At 61.9% G+C, this 15021-nt stretch carries 15 protein-coding genes and 2 tRNA genes; 9 read left to right on the top strand and 8 right to left on the bottom strand.

Annotated features, from left to right (window positions below; translation table 11 throughout):
- The first annotated feature begins 25 nt into the window (after positions 1 to 25).
- From HK22_RS10290 to HK22_RS10270, 5 genes are all read left to right on the top strand, one after another.
- Positions 26 to 433: a MucR family transcriptional regulator gene (locus HK22_RS10290; RefSeq protein ID WP_062107468.1), complete on the top strand. Its 408-nt coding sequence runs from the start codon at positions 26 to 28 to the stop codon at positions 431 to 433.
- Between the two features lie 105 nt (positions 434 to 538).
- Positions 539 to 1072, top strand: coding sequence for a Fur family transcriptional regulator (locus HK22_RS10285; RefSeq protein WP_062107466.1), 534 nt, complete (start codon positions 539 to 541; stop codon positions 1070 to 1072).
- Between the two features lie 71 nt (positions 1073 to 1143).
- Positions 1144 to 1974: a GNAT family N-acetyltransferase gene (locus HK22_RS10280; RefSeq protein ID WP_174694456.1), complete on the top strand. Its 831-nt coding sequence runs from the start codon at positions 1144 to 1146 to the stop codon at positions 1972 to 1974.
- Between the two features lie 91 nt (positions 1975 to 2065).
- On the top strand, positions 2066 to 3565 hold the full coding sequence (gene lnt, locus HK22_RS10275; RefSeq protein ID WP_086649337.1) for an apolipoprotein N-acyltransferase: 1500 nt from the start codon (positions 2066 to 2068) through the stop codon (positions 3563 to 3565).
- A gap of 171 nt (positions 3566 to 3736) precedes the next feature.
- Positions 3737 to 4219 (top strand): helix-turn-helix domain-containing protein, encoded by a 483-nt coding sequence (locus HK22_RS10270; protein ID WP_369827260.1) that lies wholly within the window; start codon positions 3737 to 3739, stop codon positions 4217 to 4219.
- A 26-nt stretch (positions 4220 to 4245) separates the two neighbouring features.
- On the opposite strand, the gene HK22_RS10265 is transcribed toward HK22_RS10270, so the two are convergent.
- Positions 4246 to 4908, bottom strand: coding sequence for a tyrosine-protein phosphatase (locus HK22_RS10265; RefSeq protein WP_062030001.1), 663 nt, complete (start codon positions 4906 to 4908; stop codon positions 4246 to 4248).
- Positions 4909 to 5015: 107 nt separating this feature from the next.
- On the opposite strand from HK22_RS10265, the gene HK22_RS10260 reads away from it, so the two are divergent.
- A complete protein-coding gene (locus HK22_RS10260; RefSeq protein WP_062030003.1) occupies positions 5016 to 5384 on the top strand; it encodes a hypothetical protein in 369 nt (122 codons plus the stop codon).
- Between the two features lie 100 nt (positions 5385 to 5484).
- Positions 5485 to 7053: a globin-coupled sensor protein gene (locus HK22_RS10255; RefSeq protein WP_086649190.1), complete on the top strand. Its 1569-nt coding sequence runs from the start codon at positions 5485 to 5487 to the stop codon at positions 7051 to 7053.
- Between the two features lie 44 nt (positions 7054 to 7097).
- Here HK22_RS10255 and HK22_RS10250 read toward each other — a convergent pair whose 3' ends face one another.
- Genes HK22_RS10250 through HK22_RS10240 form a run of 3 tightly spaced genes read right to left on the bottom strand, consistent with a single transcriptional unit; the run spans position 7098 to position 8951 of the window.
- Positions 7098 to 7277 (bottom strand): Trm112 family protein, encoded by a 180-nt coding sequence (locus HK22_RS10250; RefSeq protein ID WP_249208348.1) that lies wholly within the window; start codon positions 7275 to 7277, stop codon positions 7098 to 7100.
- A 2-nt stretch (positions 7278 to 7279) separates the two neighbouring features.
- Positions 7280 to 7978: an LON peptidase substrate-binding domain-containing protein gene (locus HK22_RS10245; RefSeq protein ID WP_062107458.1), complete on the bottom strand. Its 699-nt coding sequence runs from the start codon at positions 7976 to 7978 to the stop codon at positions 7280 to 7282.
- A 4-nt stretch (positions 7979 to 7982) separates the two neighbouring features.
- Complete coding sequence (locus HK22_RS10240; RefSeq protein ID WP_086649189.1) at positions 7983 to 8951, bottom strand: co-chaperone YbbN; 969 nt, start codon at positions 8949 to 8951, stop codon at positions 7983 to 7985.
- Positions 8952 to 9123: 172 nt separating this feature from the next.
- Between HK22_RS10240 and HK22_RS10235 the strand changes: the two genes are divergently transcribed.
- Positions 9124 to 9198, top strand: a tRNA-Gly gene (locus HK22_RS10235).
- A gap of 123 nt (positions 9199 to 9321) precedes the next feature.
- A tRNA-Gly gene (locus tag HK22_RS10230) sits at positions 9322 to 9396 on the top strand.
- A gap of 177 nt (positions 9397 to 9573) precedes the next feature.
- Here the strand turns inward: HK22_RS10230 and HK22_RS10225 are convergent.
- The 4 genes from HK22_RS10225 to HK22_RS10210 form a co-directional block, all read right to left on the bottom strand.
- Positions 9574 to 10977 carry a carbohydrate porin gene (locus HK22_RS10225; RefSeq protein ID WP_233142566.1) on the bottom strand — a complete coding sequence of 468 codons (1404 nt, stop codon included), beginning with the start codon at positions 10975 to 10977 and terminating at the stop codon, positions 9574 to 9576.
- Positions 10978 to 11387: 410 nt separating this feature from the next.
- Positions 11388 to 11909, bottom strand: coding sequence for an inorganic diphosphatase (gene ppa, locus HK22_RS10220; protein ID WP_062108125.1), 522 nt, complete (start codon positions 11907 to 11909; stop codon positions 11388 to 11390).
- A gap of 175 nt (positions 11910 to 12084) precedes the next feature.
- Positions 12085 to 12486 (bottom strand): alcohol dehydrogenase subunit III, encoded by a 402-nt coding sequence (gene adhS, locus HK22_RS10215; protein ID WP_062030014.1) that lies wholly within the window; start codon positions 12484 to 12486, stop codon positions 12085 to 12087.
- Between the two features lie 179 nt (positions 12487 to 12665).
- Positions 12666 to 14885, bottom strand: a complete 2220-nt coding sequence (locus HK22_RS10210) for an FUSC family protein (RefSeq protein ID WP_233142564.1) — start codon at positions 14883 to 14885, stop codon at positions 12666 to 12668.
- Positions 14886 to 15021: the final 136 nt, after the last annotated feature.

The following is a 15021-nucleotide window of genomic DNA, read 5'->3' as shown; positions in this document are numbered from 1 at the left end:
CTCAAGGATGAAGGACTTATCTACCATGTCGCAAGAGACAAATGCTCCCGAACTGCATCAGCTGACCGCGCAGATCGTTACGGCCTATGTATCAAACAACGATGTCCCGGCTGACGCTCTCCCGGCCCTGATCCGGTCCGTTCATGACTCTCTTGCAACGGTGAATGTTCCGGAAGAGGCTCCTGCCGAGAAGCCGGTCCCGGCCGTTTCGCCGCGCAAGTCGGTTTTCCCGGACTACATCATCTGCCTTGAAGACGGGAAAAAGCTGAAGCTGCTGCGCCGTCACCTCAAGACAGCCTACAACATGACGCCGCAGGAATATCGTGAGCGCTGGGGCCTGCCGCCGGAATACCCGATGGTTGCTCCCAACTACGCGAACCACCGTTCTTCGCTGGCCCGCAAGATCGGCCTCGGCCGTCGTCGCGAAGACTGAGAGACTTTTTTTCCCTGTCGCCGGTTTCTTCATCCCGGCGACAGGGAAAACCTGACAGGCTCCATAAAGTAGACAACACGCCTGTTTTTCGGCTAGGCCGCAGATATGGTCGCAGATACGAAAACCGCTGAGAGACGCAGCAGCCCCGGGAATCGGAAGGCCCCGTCCTCCCCCGTTCCGGATGATTCGCACATTGCCCGCCTGTGTGTGGAAAGCGGTCTGAAAATGACCGGCCAGAGACGTGTCATCGCACATGTCCTGTCCGTTGCCGACGACCACCCCGACGTCGAGGAACTTTATCGCCGCGCGTCCGAGATCGACAGCCGGATCTCGGTGGCGACCGTCTATCGGACGGTGCGTCTGCTTGAAGAAAAAGGCATTCTCGAACGTCGCGATTTCGGCGGCGGACGGGCGCGTTATGAAGCCAGCGACAGCGGCAACCATTATCACCTGATCGACGTGGACAGCGGGCGGGTCATCGAATTCGAGGACGACGAACCTGTCCGTCTTCTGGCCCAGCTTGCCCAGCGTCTGGGATTTGACCTTGTCTCCCACCGTATCGAGCTGTTCGGCCGTCGTGCCGAGCCCGAGGACAGGACAAAATCTCCTCCAGAAAACAGGAACAAGAGCGGATCATGACCACCAAACTGGATGGCACCCCCATTTCCGCTCCACATACGCTGGTCAGCAGCGAAGAAACCCTGCGTCAGATGGAAACGCTCTCCTCTCTGTCCCTGAACCGCGAAGGCGGGTTTCAGGAACTGCGCGGCGGTACGCTGGGTGTGCGCATCGCCGAGACGGATGAAGAGCGCGACGCTGCCCAGGCCCTGCGGTACCGTGTCTTTTTCGAAGAACTTGGCGCCCATCCGGACGAACGCGCCTTCCGTACCAAGCGGGACGTCGACGAATTCGATGAGGCGGCTGATCACCTTCTGGTCATTGACCACGACAAGGGCCCTGGTGCCGCCGGTGTCGTTGGAACCTATCGTCTGCTGCGTTCTGATGCCGCGGAGAAGGTGGGGCGTTTTTACACGTCCTCCGAATATGACATCTCGACCCTGACGGAATTTCCCGGTCGTCTGCTTGAAGTCGGGCGCTCCTGCGTGGCGAAGGAGTATCGCGGCCGCTCCGCCATGCAGCTTCTGTGGCGTGGCATTGCGTCCTACATCTTCCTGCACCGGATCGACGTGCTGTTTGGCTGTGGCAGTCTTCCGGGCACCAATCCGGATGCCCTGGCCGACCAGCTCACCTACATGCATCATAACCATCTGGCCCCGCCGGCGCTGCGTATCCGCGCGCTGCCGGACCGTTATGTGGAAATGCAGCGGACCGATCCGCATGTGCTGGACTATCGCGCCTGCCTCAACAAGCTTCCGCCGCTGATCAAGGGTTATCTGCGTCTTGGCGGTTATGTCGGTGATGGCGCCGTGGTGGACGAGCAGTTCAACACAACGGATGTGGCTGTTCTGGTGAAGAGCGAACTGCTGGCGGACAAGTATTACCGCCATTACGAACGCCGCCTGCGCGACGCCCTCGACTGACAGCCTGCCTTGCAGCCGGATTTTTCGCAGAACATTGCAGAAAGTCGGCTGTTTTCTGTTTCAGCCCCTTCGTCAGCCGGACGGTTTTCTCATGATTTCGACGCTCCCTGTCCGTGGCTGGCGGCTCGCCGGACTGATGCTGCTTGCTGGAGCGCTGGCAGCCCTGTCCCTGCCTCCGGTCCATTTCCTGTTTCTGCTGCCCGTGGGACTGATGGTCCTGTATCGCGTGTCGGAAGATGCGCGGTCGTGGAAGCAGGCGGCATGGTGCGGCTTTCTGTTCGGGATGGGTTTTCACACAGTCGGGCTCTACTGGCTGACAAATGCGATCCTGACGCGCGTTCACGAATTCTGGTGGGTCGTGCCGTTTGCGTCTCCCGGCGTGTCGCTGCTGATCGCCCCGTTCATCTGCGTTCCGGCCGTGCTGTGCCGCGTGGTGCCGTCAGGCTGGCGGCGGGTGCTGATGTTCGCGGGAAGCTGGACCGTCATGGACATGGGGCGCGTCTTCATGTTCTCGGGGTTTCCGTGGAATCCGCTGGGGAGCGATCTTGAACTGCCGGGTCTTGCCGGAGACGTTCTGATCCAGCCCGCAGCCGTTCTGGGTGTGGACGGGCTGTCTCTGGCCCTCGTGCTTGGTTCGCTTGCGGTGTTTCGCGGCAGGCGCGCGGCGCTGGCGGTGCTGGCAGTCTGCGTGCTCTGGATCGGTGCGGGCGCGTGGCGTCTGTCCTCTGCAACGCCTCTGAGCATCACCAATCCCCGTGCCGTTCTGGTGCAGGGCAACGTGCCGGAAGCTGAAGTCATCAGCCATGCGGATGCGGTCGGAAATTTTCGCCGCTATCTGAGTCTGACGGCACGGGGCGTGCAGAAAGCCTATGCGCAGGGTGGCCGATCGCCCGTGGTGATCTGGCCGGAATCCGGCTTTCCCGGCCTTCTGGACGAAGACACGCTCGCCCGGCAGATGATCGCCCGGGCCGCAGACGGTGCGCCGTCTCTGGTTGGCTCGGACCGGCAGTCCGGCAAGGACTGGTTCAACAGTCTGATCGCGGTTGCTCCCGATGGCAGTATTGCGGGCATCTATGACAAGAGCCGTCTGGTGCCGTTCGGCGAATACCAGCCCTGGATCCTGCCGTTCAACGTGCTGCCCGGTGTCCTGACGCCGGGACCGGGTCTGAAGACATGGGATCTGCCGGGTCTGGGCCGCGTGGGGCCGATGGTCTGTTACGAGATCATTTTCTCCGGCTCCGTCACGGCCCGCAACGATCGTCCGGACTGGCTGGTCACGATTTCGAATGATGCCTGGTACGGCAACAGCGCCGGTCCGCGCCAGCATCTCGCCACCGGGCGGATGCGCGCCGTGGAGGAGGGGCTGCCGGTTGTCTTTGCCAACAATACAGGAATTTCCGCCATCTATGACGCGACCGGGCACGAAACCGCCCGTCTGGGCTGGGGGCTGGCCGATGTTCTGGTCAGCGATATTCCGTCGCCGCTTCCCCCGACATTTTTCTCCCGTTTCGGGCGCGCCACACCACTGGCGCTGGCGATCCTGTGTATGATTCTGGCCCTGTTTCCTGCGGTTCGGAGCCGACACAGATAGGACACAAAAAGGTTAACATTGACAAGCTGTTGTAGTTTTATTAACCATCATGGTGTGCCAGAAAAACAGTCCTCTTCCTCGGATCGTGCTCGCTCCGAAACCCGCAGCTCCGCTGCGGCCGGGCCTGTAGACGTCCATGTCGGCAACCGTATCAGGCTGCGCCGTACCCTCATGGGGTTGTCGCAGGAAAAGCTTGGCGAGGCGCTGGGCCTGACCTTCCAGCAGATCCAGAAGTACGAACGTGGCGCCAATCGCGTTGGCGCCAGCCGTCTTTACGATCTGGCGCAGATTCTGGACGTCCCGGTCGGCTTCTTTTTCGATGATATGCGGGAGGCTCAGGAGTCGCGGGAGTTTGCGTCGCGGCCTTTTCCCGAGACCGGTCGGCCGTTCACCCCGGTTTTTGGCCAGCCCAAGCCTTTCAAGGGGCCCGTTACGGGGTTCGCCGAAACACAGGCCGCATTTGGCGCTCTTCCGTCCCGAAGCGCTGCGTCGCCGCGTCTGTTCGATCTGCCGGTGGACGAGGCGGCCCTGTTCAGCCGCCGCGAGACGGTTGATCTGGTCCGGTCCTATTACCGCATCCCGGACCCCGCGGTCCGCAAGCGGATGCTGGACCTGATCCGCTCCCTCGGCGCGGCAGACCCGAAAACGGACTGACCGGCCAGCACCTCACTCCCGGAGCGTTACTCCCGGCGGAGGATGCTGTCATTGACGAAGGAGGCCAGCTTTCCGGCCTTGAAATCGGCGCGGAGCCGGTCTTCGTCATACTCGTTCCGTACCCAGTCCATGAACGGCAGACGTCCCTCGGCTTCCTTCTGGTAGCGTAGGAAAAACGCATCCAGAATGCCGGTGCGGGAACGGTTGAAATGCCCGAACCGCCAGTGCAGTTGCCCCAGAGCGTCCTGAGCCGAGCCGCCTTCGAACATCAGCACCAGTCCGGATGCCAGACCCGCGCGGTCCGCGCCGGATTTGCAGTGCATGAGCATGGGAAAAGCCAGCGTCTGGTACATGTCGTAAAACCGCAGGATGCGGTCACGGTGCGGGGCGCCCCGGCTTTCGAATGCCATGTCCAGATGCACCAGTCCCAGCTTCGCACTTGCCCCGCGGGACAGCGCATCGGAGCCGCATTTGCGATGTCCGCGCAGGTTTACGAGCGTTTTCAGATGCAGCCGCCGCTTCAGGCTCCGCAGCCGCGAGGGCGTGGGGTGGTTGCAGCGCCACACCTTGCCCGGCACGACGGGGGCGAGATTTGTCCAGCCGAGCCGGAAGATGGAATGGTCCACGAACAGACTGTCCCACCAGGCGCGCCGCCGTGTAGCGGGGGTCGTAATCCGGCCTTCGAACATGGTAGAGTGCATCCTTGCTGGACAGGCCGCTGGTCGCGGCGGGAACGCGCTGTGTCCCATCCCGCAAAGGGATGCGTCAACCGCTGAAAAGTGCTACGTTACCTGCCATGCGTTTCGTTTCTTCCCTCTTCCTGCTGTCGTTTCTTGCCATGACAGGCTGCGGCTCCATGCTCAGCGGGCCGTCCCCGGACATGGCCCCCCTTCCGCCGCCGGGTGCAGGCCCCGGTCACGGATCGCATTCCCATGCCAGCGCCCGTCACCGTCAGGGAAGCGGCGTGTCTTACGCTGATGATGCCCCGGTCATGCCCATGCCGCCGGGTGCGGAAAGTCCAGCGTCGCCCTCACGGGACACCGGCAGCGGCCCATCCTCCGGTAGCATGTCCTTCGGCGGTCAGAATGGCAGCGTCGATATCGCGCCACACCCCGCAACGCCTGATACCGAAGTTTCTTACGGGAAAAACAATACGCCCAACTGACGGGAAATCCGTCGGGGCTTCTTCATGATTGCGTAACACTTGGCGTGTTAGGGGCTTTGGCTTGAACATGCGCCAAATCCACGCTCTGGAGACTCCGACTATGACTGAGCAGGTCAAGGCAGACATTGCCGAACGACTGCTTTTTCTTGGCATCGGCGCGGCTGAGAAAGCCCATCTGGCCAGAATCCGCCCGCAGGCCCTGAGCGTTCTGGGGGCTGCGCTGGACCATTTCTATGGTCGGATCCTCAAGACCCCGGCCCTGAACAAGTTCTTTTCCAGCGAACAGCACCGCAATGGCGCGCGCAGCCAGCAGGAAAAGCACTGGAAGCAGATTCTTGAAGGCGAGTTCGGTGCCGATTACGTCGCGAGTACCCGTGCGATCGGCAATACGCATGCCCGGATCGGCCTCAAGCCCCAGTGGTATGTCGGCGGTTATGCCCTGCTGATCGAAGGCATGGTGACAGAGCTGCTCCGTCAGCACTGGCCCGAGCCACGCCGCAGCTTTCTGGACCGTCTCCTGCGTCGCCCGGCTCAGGGCACGTCCGCCGAGGAAGCGGCTGCTCAGATCGGGCTTCTGATCCGGTGTGGCCTGCTGGATATGGAGCTCGGGCTGGAAACCTACACCCAGAATCTGGACGTACAGGAACGCTCACGTGCGGAAAACGAGCGGATCCAGAGCCTCGCCGCTTTGTCGGATGCGCTGGCCGATGCGCTGGATCGCATGGCAGGTGGCGATCTGGTCCAGCAGATCGACCCGTCTCTGGAAAACGGCTCAAGTCGCATGGGCGGTGCGTTTCATCGTGCCTGTGAAGGACTTGGGCGGATCGTCCATGCCGTTCGCGAAACTTCGGGCGCCGTGGAACAGAGAGCCCGCGAAATCAGCGGTTCCACGGAAGACATCACCGGCCGCATCGCCGAACAGGTCGATGCGCTGGCGGCCGTGGCCCGCAATATCGCTGAACTGACGTCTTCGGTGAAGGCCGTGGCCGATGAGGCCCGTCAGGCCGATACGACTGTAGCGGACTGCTGTCAGGAAACCGAACAGGGCCGTGAAATCGTCGGCAAGACCGTCGAGGCGATGGCCAAGATTTCTTCGTCCTCCAACCGGATCGTCCAGATCATCGGCGTCATCGACGAAATCGCGTTCCAGACCAATCTTCTGGCGCTCAATGCCGGTGTGGAAGCCGCGCATGCGGGGGATGCGGGGCGTGGTTTTGCCGTCGTCGCACAGGAAATCCGGGCTCTGGCGCAGCGTTCCGCCACGGCGGCCAAGGAGATCAAGTCCCTGATCGCCAGCAGCATGCAGGATGTGCAGCGCGGCGTGCAGATGGTCGACGAGACCGGTACGGCCCTTGGCAACATCAGTACGTCGGTCGAACGTCTGGGAACGGCGGTAGGGCAGATCGCCTCGGGCGCCGAGGCACAGGCCCAGCGCATCATGGATATCAACGCCAGCACGACGCAGCTGGAGGGCGTGACCAAGAGCAACGCCGCGATTGTCCATCAGACCAGCAGCGCCAGCCAGAAACTGGTGGGCGATGCCGGGGAGCTGACGCGCGTGGTGCGGAATTTCAAGGTCCGCAAAGCCCATTCCCGCCCCTTGCAGCGGGGAACGCAGCCCGCTGCTCCGAAAATGGCGTCCCACAACGGCATCAGGGAAAAAGTCTGACGATCAGGTCCTGAGGTCAGGCCCGGAAGGCAGGTCTGGAGAAATCAGGCCTCGATCGGACGGGCTTCGTCAGCCAGCATGACCGGAATCCCGTCCCGGATCGGGAAGGCGAGTTTGGCGCGGGGGCTGATGAGCTCCTGTGTCTCGCGGTCATAGGTCAGCGGTCCCTTGGTGAGGGGGCAGACCAGCAGGGAAAGGAGGCGGGGATCAAGTTCAGTCGTCATGGTTATTCCATGCCCCTCTCCAGCAGATCCAGCAAGAGCCCGGCACGCTCATCCAGCGTCATGGCTTCCAGCAGGGACTGCTTTTCCACTGGTGTGAAAGGCACGAGCATCGGCAGGACAACCAGTAGCGTCTCATCGTCCATATCCTCGATCAGCGGCCAGCTTGCCTGAAGGTCGCGGGAATCGAGATAGGTTTTCAGGCCTTCCAGCAGCAGTTCGCGATTGATCGGCATCGGGTCTTCCTCGACCAGATCCGCGGCAAACGGGGTCGCGTCGATGATGCCTTCGCGCCATCCGCGTTCTGTCGGGGTTTCGCGGATCAGGCGGAAGCGGGAAATGCCGAGAAGGGTGACGGTGAAGGTGCCATCCGTATGTTCGGCAAATTCCGTGATGCGGCCCAGCGTTCCGGTCCGGTAGAGCAGGGGGTGCTCGTCCGTATCAGGGTCCATGAGGGGCTGGATCACGCCGATCATCCGGCGTCCGGCCAGCGCATCTTCCAGCAGCGCCACATAAGGCGCTTCGAAGACCAGCAGCGGCAGATGGCCGCCGGGCAGCAGAAGCGCCCCTGACAGCGGAAACAGGCCGACGCGGGGCGGAATATCCGCAAGCGTCAGCTCTGTCAGGGGAGGAGCGCGCCGGGGGAAGTCCTCAGGAAGCTCTTCCGGTGCGTTGCCGGGCGGGAGATCGGGCGTGTCGGTCATCGGCTCACGAAAACAGGAGGGAAGAGAGTTTGCGTCTTGCCGCCAGCGTATCAGGATCTGTATGTCCCCACGCCTCGAAAAAGCGCAGAAGCTCTGTTTTTGCCGCACCCTCGTTCCAGTTCCGGTCGGCGCGGAGAATGTCCAGGAGCGTATCGGCGGCTTGTGCCCGCTGACCGGCGCCATTGAGAGCGGCGGCCAGTCTCAGGCGCAGATCGAAATCATCGGGTGCCGCTGCGCTCTGCTGGCGCAGCGCATCGAGTTCCGAGGCTGCTTTGGCGCCTTCCACATGAAGCGCCAGCGCGGCGCGGGCACCGGTGATTTCCGGATGGGTGTCCAGTTTGGCCGGGACCTGCGAGGAGGCATCTTCGGCGGCTTCCGGCTCGTTCAGGGCGAGGAGCGCGCGGATCATGCCGCCCCAGCCTTCCGGGCTTTCCGGCTCTGCTTCCAGAAGCTGCGAGAACAAACCGGCTGCCTGATCCGCGTGTCCGTCTGAGAGCGCCTGACGGGCGGCTGCCAGAATTTCCGTGGCGGGCATGACGTCTCCGGCCAGTTTGAGCAGGGACTCCACGAAACGGCGGATTTCGCTTTCCGGCTGGGCGCCCTGAAAAAGATCCAGCACCTGCCCTTTCCAGAAGGCCACGACGACGGGAATGGACTGGAGCGGTAGGCCGAGCTGTTCGAGCTGTGCTGCCAGGGCCTTGTTGGCTTCCACGTCCACCTTGACGAGTTTGACGCGCCCTCCGGCTGCGCGGACGATTTTCTCCAGAACGGGCGTTAGTTGTCTGCATGGGCCGCACCAGGGGGCCCAGAAATCGACCAGAACCGGAATCGTGCGGCTGGCTTCCACGACTTCTGCCATGAAGCTGGACTGATTTGCGTCGATAATGGTGGCGGTTGTGCCTGTCGGGGCTGTCCCTGCCGGGGCTATGTTGGGAGACTGGCCGATCAGGTGTTCGTCGAATGTGCTGCTCATGGGGGCGGGGACCGTTCGCTGGGAAGACAAGTTCCCTGAAAGATCGGATGTGTCTGCCCCTGGTGCAAGTCCACACCCTGTCGGAGGGGGCGGGGAAGCGGATATTGCATCAGAATCGAAAAATCCCTCTTGCGCGCTTTGTCTGATTCGGCCATAAGCCCCTCCACGGAGTGCGGGTGTAGCTCAGGGGTAGAGCACAACCTTGCCAAGGTTGGGGTCGTGGGTTCGAATCCCATCACCCGCTCCAGTGAAAAAAAGGCACCTTCGGGTGCCTTTTTTCGTTTCTGCATCCTGCCGCGACGTGGCCTCGGGAGGACATCTTCTCTCTTGCGCGGTTTGTCTGTTTCGGCCATAAGCCCCTCCACGGAGTGCGGGCGTAGCTCAGGGGTAGAGCACAACCTTGCCAAGGTTGGGGTCGTGGGTTCGAATCCCATCGCCCGCTCCAGAAAAAATCCAACATATTGAAGTGATCGGCCAGTCTCTTCCGCGTTGCGGGCGGAGAGTTTCTGCTGCGTTTTCGAACACTGTTCGAAGCTCGGGATGGTCTGGAAAAACGCCGCGCGGACAGGCGGTTCGTCCGGGAAGCCGCCTGTGAGGTCGTGCTTCCCGGACGAAGTGTTGTTCAGAAGAACTGGATGTGGCTCTTGAAGCCAAGCATTGCGGCGTCCTTGAGGGCTTTCTGTGCGCCCGGACGGAAGTAATACTGGAAGTCAGGCGCGAAGGTGACGCCGCGCATTACATGGATGCGGTATGTGGCTTCCAGAACCTCACCGAATGTCTGGGGCGTCAGGGAGCCTGCCATGAGCGGCATGCCGTACAGGGCCTGAAGCCGTTCCGTCGCGGTCGCGTTCTTGGCCACGCGGACGTAGGAGAAGTTGATACCGATCGTATCCAGCGGGCGTGCGGCCCAGAATCCGGTATCAATCAGGCCCGCGAAATACTGCTGGCCACGGAGCTGGGTGCGCGGACTGTTGGCGTACATGCCGCCCAGCAGGATCAGGCCGGCATCGGCATTGCCCTTGACGTGATGGCGCAGGACCATCTGGTCAGCCAGAACCCAGGCCGACCATGAATAGTTCACGGTCCGGGCGGGCAGGCCGCTGATGGCATAAGGCTGCCCGTTTACGTCGTAGTAGTTGTCCTTGTGGGGTGCGTTGTCGATGGCGTAGCCGACCTTGTAGTGGCCGGGAAGCTTGTCCTTGCCGAACAGCGGCTCCCAGCCGGCTTCAACGGGGATTGCCTCGCCGTGGATGTCTGCTCCGTTGAACTTGAAGCCCGTGCGGAACTGGGTGTTGCCGTAGATCCCGGCCTGCGCGAAATACACGCCCGTCTGGATGTAGGTGCTGATGGTCGGACGCGTGCGGACGCGGAAGGCCCAGCTTGCATCAGGGTAGGACGAATGGGTCGTATTGTCGGATGAGGCTTTCGGGTTTCCGCAGAACGCGTTGTTCTGGAAGGTGCAGTACAGCGGGTTGGACGAGAAATCGTTCAGGAACGGAATCCGGCCGCCCGCAAGGTCCACACGTCCCTTGGCGATGGTCTCTTCGGCATAGGCGTAGACGAGATGGACGACCACGTTACCGCCTGCGCCGTAGATTTCGGAGCTTGGGTTGAGGTTGTCGCCGAACATGCGGCTGGCGGGGATGCCGTACCGGCCCACGACGAGCGCATGGGTCGAGAAGCCGCGGACATTGGCGAGCTTTTCCCAGTCGATATCGTTCTCTAGGCTGTACTGGCCTGCATTGCTGCTGCCCTGTTTCAGACCATAGCCCGGCGTCGGGCTGGTGATGGCGCCGGAAAACTCGTTGGTGGTGTCCATCGTTAACGCAATGCCACGGTCGCGCAGCCAGGTATTCCAGCCGAACGGGTCGACCAGAAGGGCTTCCGGCCGGGGAAGGGGCGGAACCCATTCATTGCCGAAATAGATCTGGTTCAGGGGCGTATTGACGCGCTCGCTGGGGAGTTCCGAGTTTTCGGAGGGCCAGATGACCGGTGGGATGGGCTGCGATGGGGCCGTGACCTTCATCTGGGTGACTTTTCCGGCCGGATTAAAGGTCGGGAAGGTCGGGCGTACCCGATGTGAAGATGCGGATCCCGTGCTGGACGTTGAGGAGGTCCCTGTGGCGTTCTGGGTCCCAACACTCTGGGCCATGACGCAGGACGGAAGAAAGGTGGCCAGGCAGAAAGCTGCGTGGAGATGGACTCGAGACAAGCCGCTGATTCCTTGGAAAAGCAGGTTAGCGTCTCAGAGGTAACATATATTTACCGGTAAAGATCATAATATAATGTTACATGTATCATGATTTCTCACAAATATATGTGATATCGAACAAAAACCCCCTGCCTTCAGGCGGAAGGCAGGGGGTTTTGAAAGCATATGCATCGGGGTGCCGGTCGGAGGCTCCATAGGGCATTCCTTCGACCGGAGCCGGAGTTTTACTTGGCGGCGGCGACCGAAGCCATGATGACTTCGCCGGCTGCGGCCTTGTCAGCCCAGCCCGTGACCTTGACCCACTTGTTGGGTTCCAGATCCTTGTAGCGCTCGAAGAAATGCGTGATCGCCTTCTTCGTGATTTCCGGCAGATCGTCCACGGAGTGGACGTTGGAGAACTGCGGATGCACCTTGTCGTGCGGGACGCAGATGATCTTCTCGTCCTGGCCGCTTTCGTCTTCCATCTTCAGCATGCCGATCGGGCGCGCACGGATCACGGCACCCGGCACGACGGCGGACGGCGTCAGGACAAGGGCGTCAGCCGGATCGCCATCGGCGGCCAGCGTGCCCGGAATGAAGCCGTAGGCAGCCGGATAGGCCATCGGCGTGAAGAGGAAACGGTCAACGACGAGGGCGCCGCTGTCCTTGTCCACTTCGTACTTCACCTGCGATCCCTGCGGGATTTCGATGACGACGTTGATGTCGTTGGGCAGGTCCTTGCCGGGCGAGATCTTGGAAACGTCCATGATGTTCATGTCCTGAACTGTTTGGAGAGGCGGGGATATTACCGGCGCCTGTGGTCCCTGCCCAGAGCGGAAAGGGGCGAAGTCCGGCCTGGCGGTGGGAAGTGGGCATAAAAAAAACTCCCCGTGCCGTGGGGCAGGGGAGTTTTTGCGAAAGTCCGGGTCCTGCGGGCAGGGCTCAGAGCATCGGCTGTGCGGCCTTGACGGCTGCGTGACAGGCGGCGCGGCGGTCGTCTTCGTTCGTGTAGGCCACGAGGTAGAAGCGCTTGCCGTTGCTGTCGAAGTAACCGGCGGTGCCGAGCGCGTAGTCGAAATTGCCGACCGTCTGTTCGGTTGCCTTGTACTTCTCGCTCAGCCCGTAAAGAACCGGGTTGCCTTCGTCATAGGAGACGTACTGCTGCTCGACGCAGTAGTTCATGATGCCGGCGAGATTGGCGGGCGAAACGCCCGTGAAGTCCTTGCTTGGCGTGCCCTGAACGGCTGGCGGGGGCGGGGGGGACTGTTCCTGTGCCATGGCGGCCTGGGAAGCCAGACCGAGCCCGAGGGCGAGGCCGAGGACGGGCACGATACGACGAAACATCACGGTATCCTTAGTTCTGAAACCCAGTAGGTCTTAAACCTGTCGTCCGCGGTATCCCGCGGCTGAAAACGAACAATTCCTCCGTTTCCCGGAAAAGGGAAGTGTGTTTCAGAACATTTCTTCGTGATCGGTTCGTGAGGATTGTGTCAGCCCGGATTCAGTCAGGGGGCAGCCAGCGTTCAGCCGGTCGATTCCAGTTCTTCGGAGTGGACGGAGGGGTCGAGATACGGGCTGTTTGCATCGAAGAAAACGCGGTTCGTGTCCAGCTCCGTGGCGATGACGTCCAGACTGGTCAGGGCAGCGATCAGGATGAAACGCTCGCGGGGGCGGGATTCGGTGCGTTCGCAGGTCCGCAGATTCAGGATCGCGAGTTTCGTTGCCCGCAGGGTGCGGCCGTAATGGCCGTGATAGCGGCCGCTGAAATGGCTCATGCGCCCCATGACGAGGGCGAGCGCCTTTGCGGCGCTCCGGCTGAGCCGTTTATCGCGACGGATGGCCTGAAGACGCAGCAGGTTGAGCATGACGCGCATGCCTGACAGGATTCCCGTCAGATAGGCCTGGATAACGGGCGAGGGGGTGGATCCGGAATTGGTCATGAGCCGGACGAAGCGGTCCACATTGCGCGAGACCACGCTGTCCACCGTCTCCCGGGCGCTGCCGTCCGCGATGCGATGCAGGTCGCGCAGAATGTGTTCGCGCATGGTCCAGCGCTGGCGGGCCGGGTCGTAGGGCAGGAAGACGCGGTACATCCATGAGGCGTAGAGCAGCCCCAGAACGAGGGGCAGGGCCGTGTTGAAATAGACGATTTCGTCGGTTTTGGCCTGATTGGACGGGCCGATCAGGATGGGCAGGAAAAGATTATACGACACGGCCGGAAGGGTCAGGGGCGGGTAAGCGAAGGCCAGACCGCCGATCATCATCGCAAGGCCCGACCACATGCCCAGCATTTCGAACGTCGTGGATTTGCCCATCAGGGCCAGATTCAGAATACCCGCCGCGACGACCGCACAACACGCGCCGCGCAGGAACGCCTGCGTGGCCAGCGCGGGGCGCTCCAGCGTGGAGAACAGGCTGCAGACGATGCAGACGAACATGATGAAGGTCAGCCCGCTGGGCCAGGCGGTGCAGATCCAGATGAGACCCGCCCCGAAGACCGTGACGGAAGAGCGCAGGCTGTTTGTGACGGCCTGCTGCCAGTCGCGGTAGGAGCGGATCGGCGCATGGAAATGGTCGTGGGCTTCGGGATGGCGGCTGGCTTCGAACTGGCCCAGCGCCATGCGAAGCGCGTCGATCAGTTCAACGAGGGCCTGCTGGAGCATCCCGTGGCGCAGGACGGCCTCGCGCGCAGCGCCGTTCGGCTGGGCAGTGCTGAAATCGAGGACCACTTTCTGGCGGCACTGACGGCGCAGCGCCAGCAGGTCGGCCAGAATGGCGCTCATATTCTCCGTCCCTTCCAGTCGGGCGGGGAGTTTGAGAAACACGTCCCGGATGGCCTCGGCTTCCTGATGGAACATGTCGTCCTGACTGAGCGGCAGGCGCATGAGGGTTGCGAGATCGAGGGCGCGGGCGAGGAGGACCGCAATGTCTGCCAGTGCCGCGCGGGCATGGTCTCCGGCATGGTCGCGGCGGCCAAGCTCGACTTCCGCAAACTCCACCTGATCGCCGAGCGTCGTGATCTGGGTGAAGATGCCCTGCACGTTCTGCATCGCTCCGTCCTTGCCGACCAGGATGTCCGCGATGGCGGTCAGGGCGGGTTTGAGCGTGTTTTCGAAGGTGCTGGCGAGCTGTTGGCGTGTCCGCTTGGTCAGGCCAAGCTGGAACAGTCCGGAAATCGAGGCTTCGAGCACGATTCCCAGCAGAATATAGGTGGCGCGCGCCATTGCGATGGAGAAAATATGGTGCGGGTCCGCGATGCCGTCCAGCGAGACGATGGCGTAGGTAAAGCCTGAGGCCCGCATGCCGTGGATGCGGTAGTTCGTCATGGATGCCGGACCGGGCATGAAGGTGCCGATCATGCAGAACGCACCAATCCCGCCCGCCAGCAGGAGAATGAACATCAGCGGCGCCTGCGGAAAGGAGGCGACCAGTACGATCCCGCTGATGACGCCGACTACCATGCCGAACAGGTGCCACTTGGCCTTCGCGAGGCTGCGTCCGCGCGTGCCCTGCGCGACCATCCAGACGGTCAGGGCGGCCCATTGCGGGCTGCCGAGCTCCATCCACAACGCGATGCCGAGCGCGAGCAGGGAGGTGCAGGTTGTCCGGAGCGCATACCCGGCCATGACCGGATCGGGGGCGTAGAGCCATCGCAGTTTGCGGATGAGTGCGACCGGCCCGGCCTGTATCATGTCTGATGGGTACTGCTGGGTATTTTCGCGGTATGTGCAGGCATCGGACATCCCTTCGGGCAATACGGACCAGTGAGGCCATCTCGCAACGGCAGCAAAGGTCGCCTGAACGGCCTTTAGGGAACGGGAAGGCGTGACACACTAACTTAAAAAGACACATTCCACCATGTCGGCCCTTGCAAAAAGA

This window comes from Gluconobacter sp. DsW_056, assembly GCF_002153595.1.
In the GTDB taxonomy this organism is placed as follows: Bacteria; Pseudomonadota; Alphaproteobacteria; order Acetobacterales; family Acetobacteraceae; genus Gluconobacter; species Gluconobacter albidus.
The sequence above is the reverse complement of the archived record's forward strand: the minus strand, read 5'-3'. Positions and strand labels throughout refer to the sequence as shown.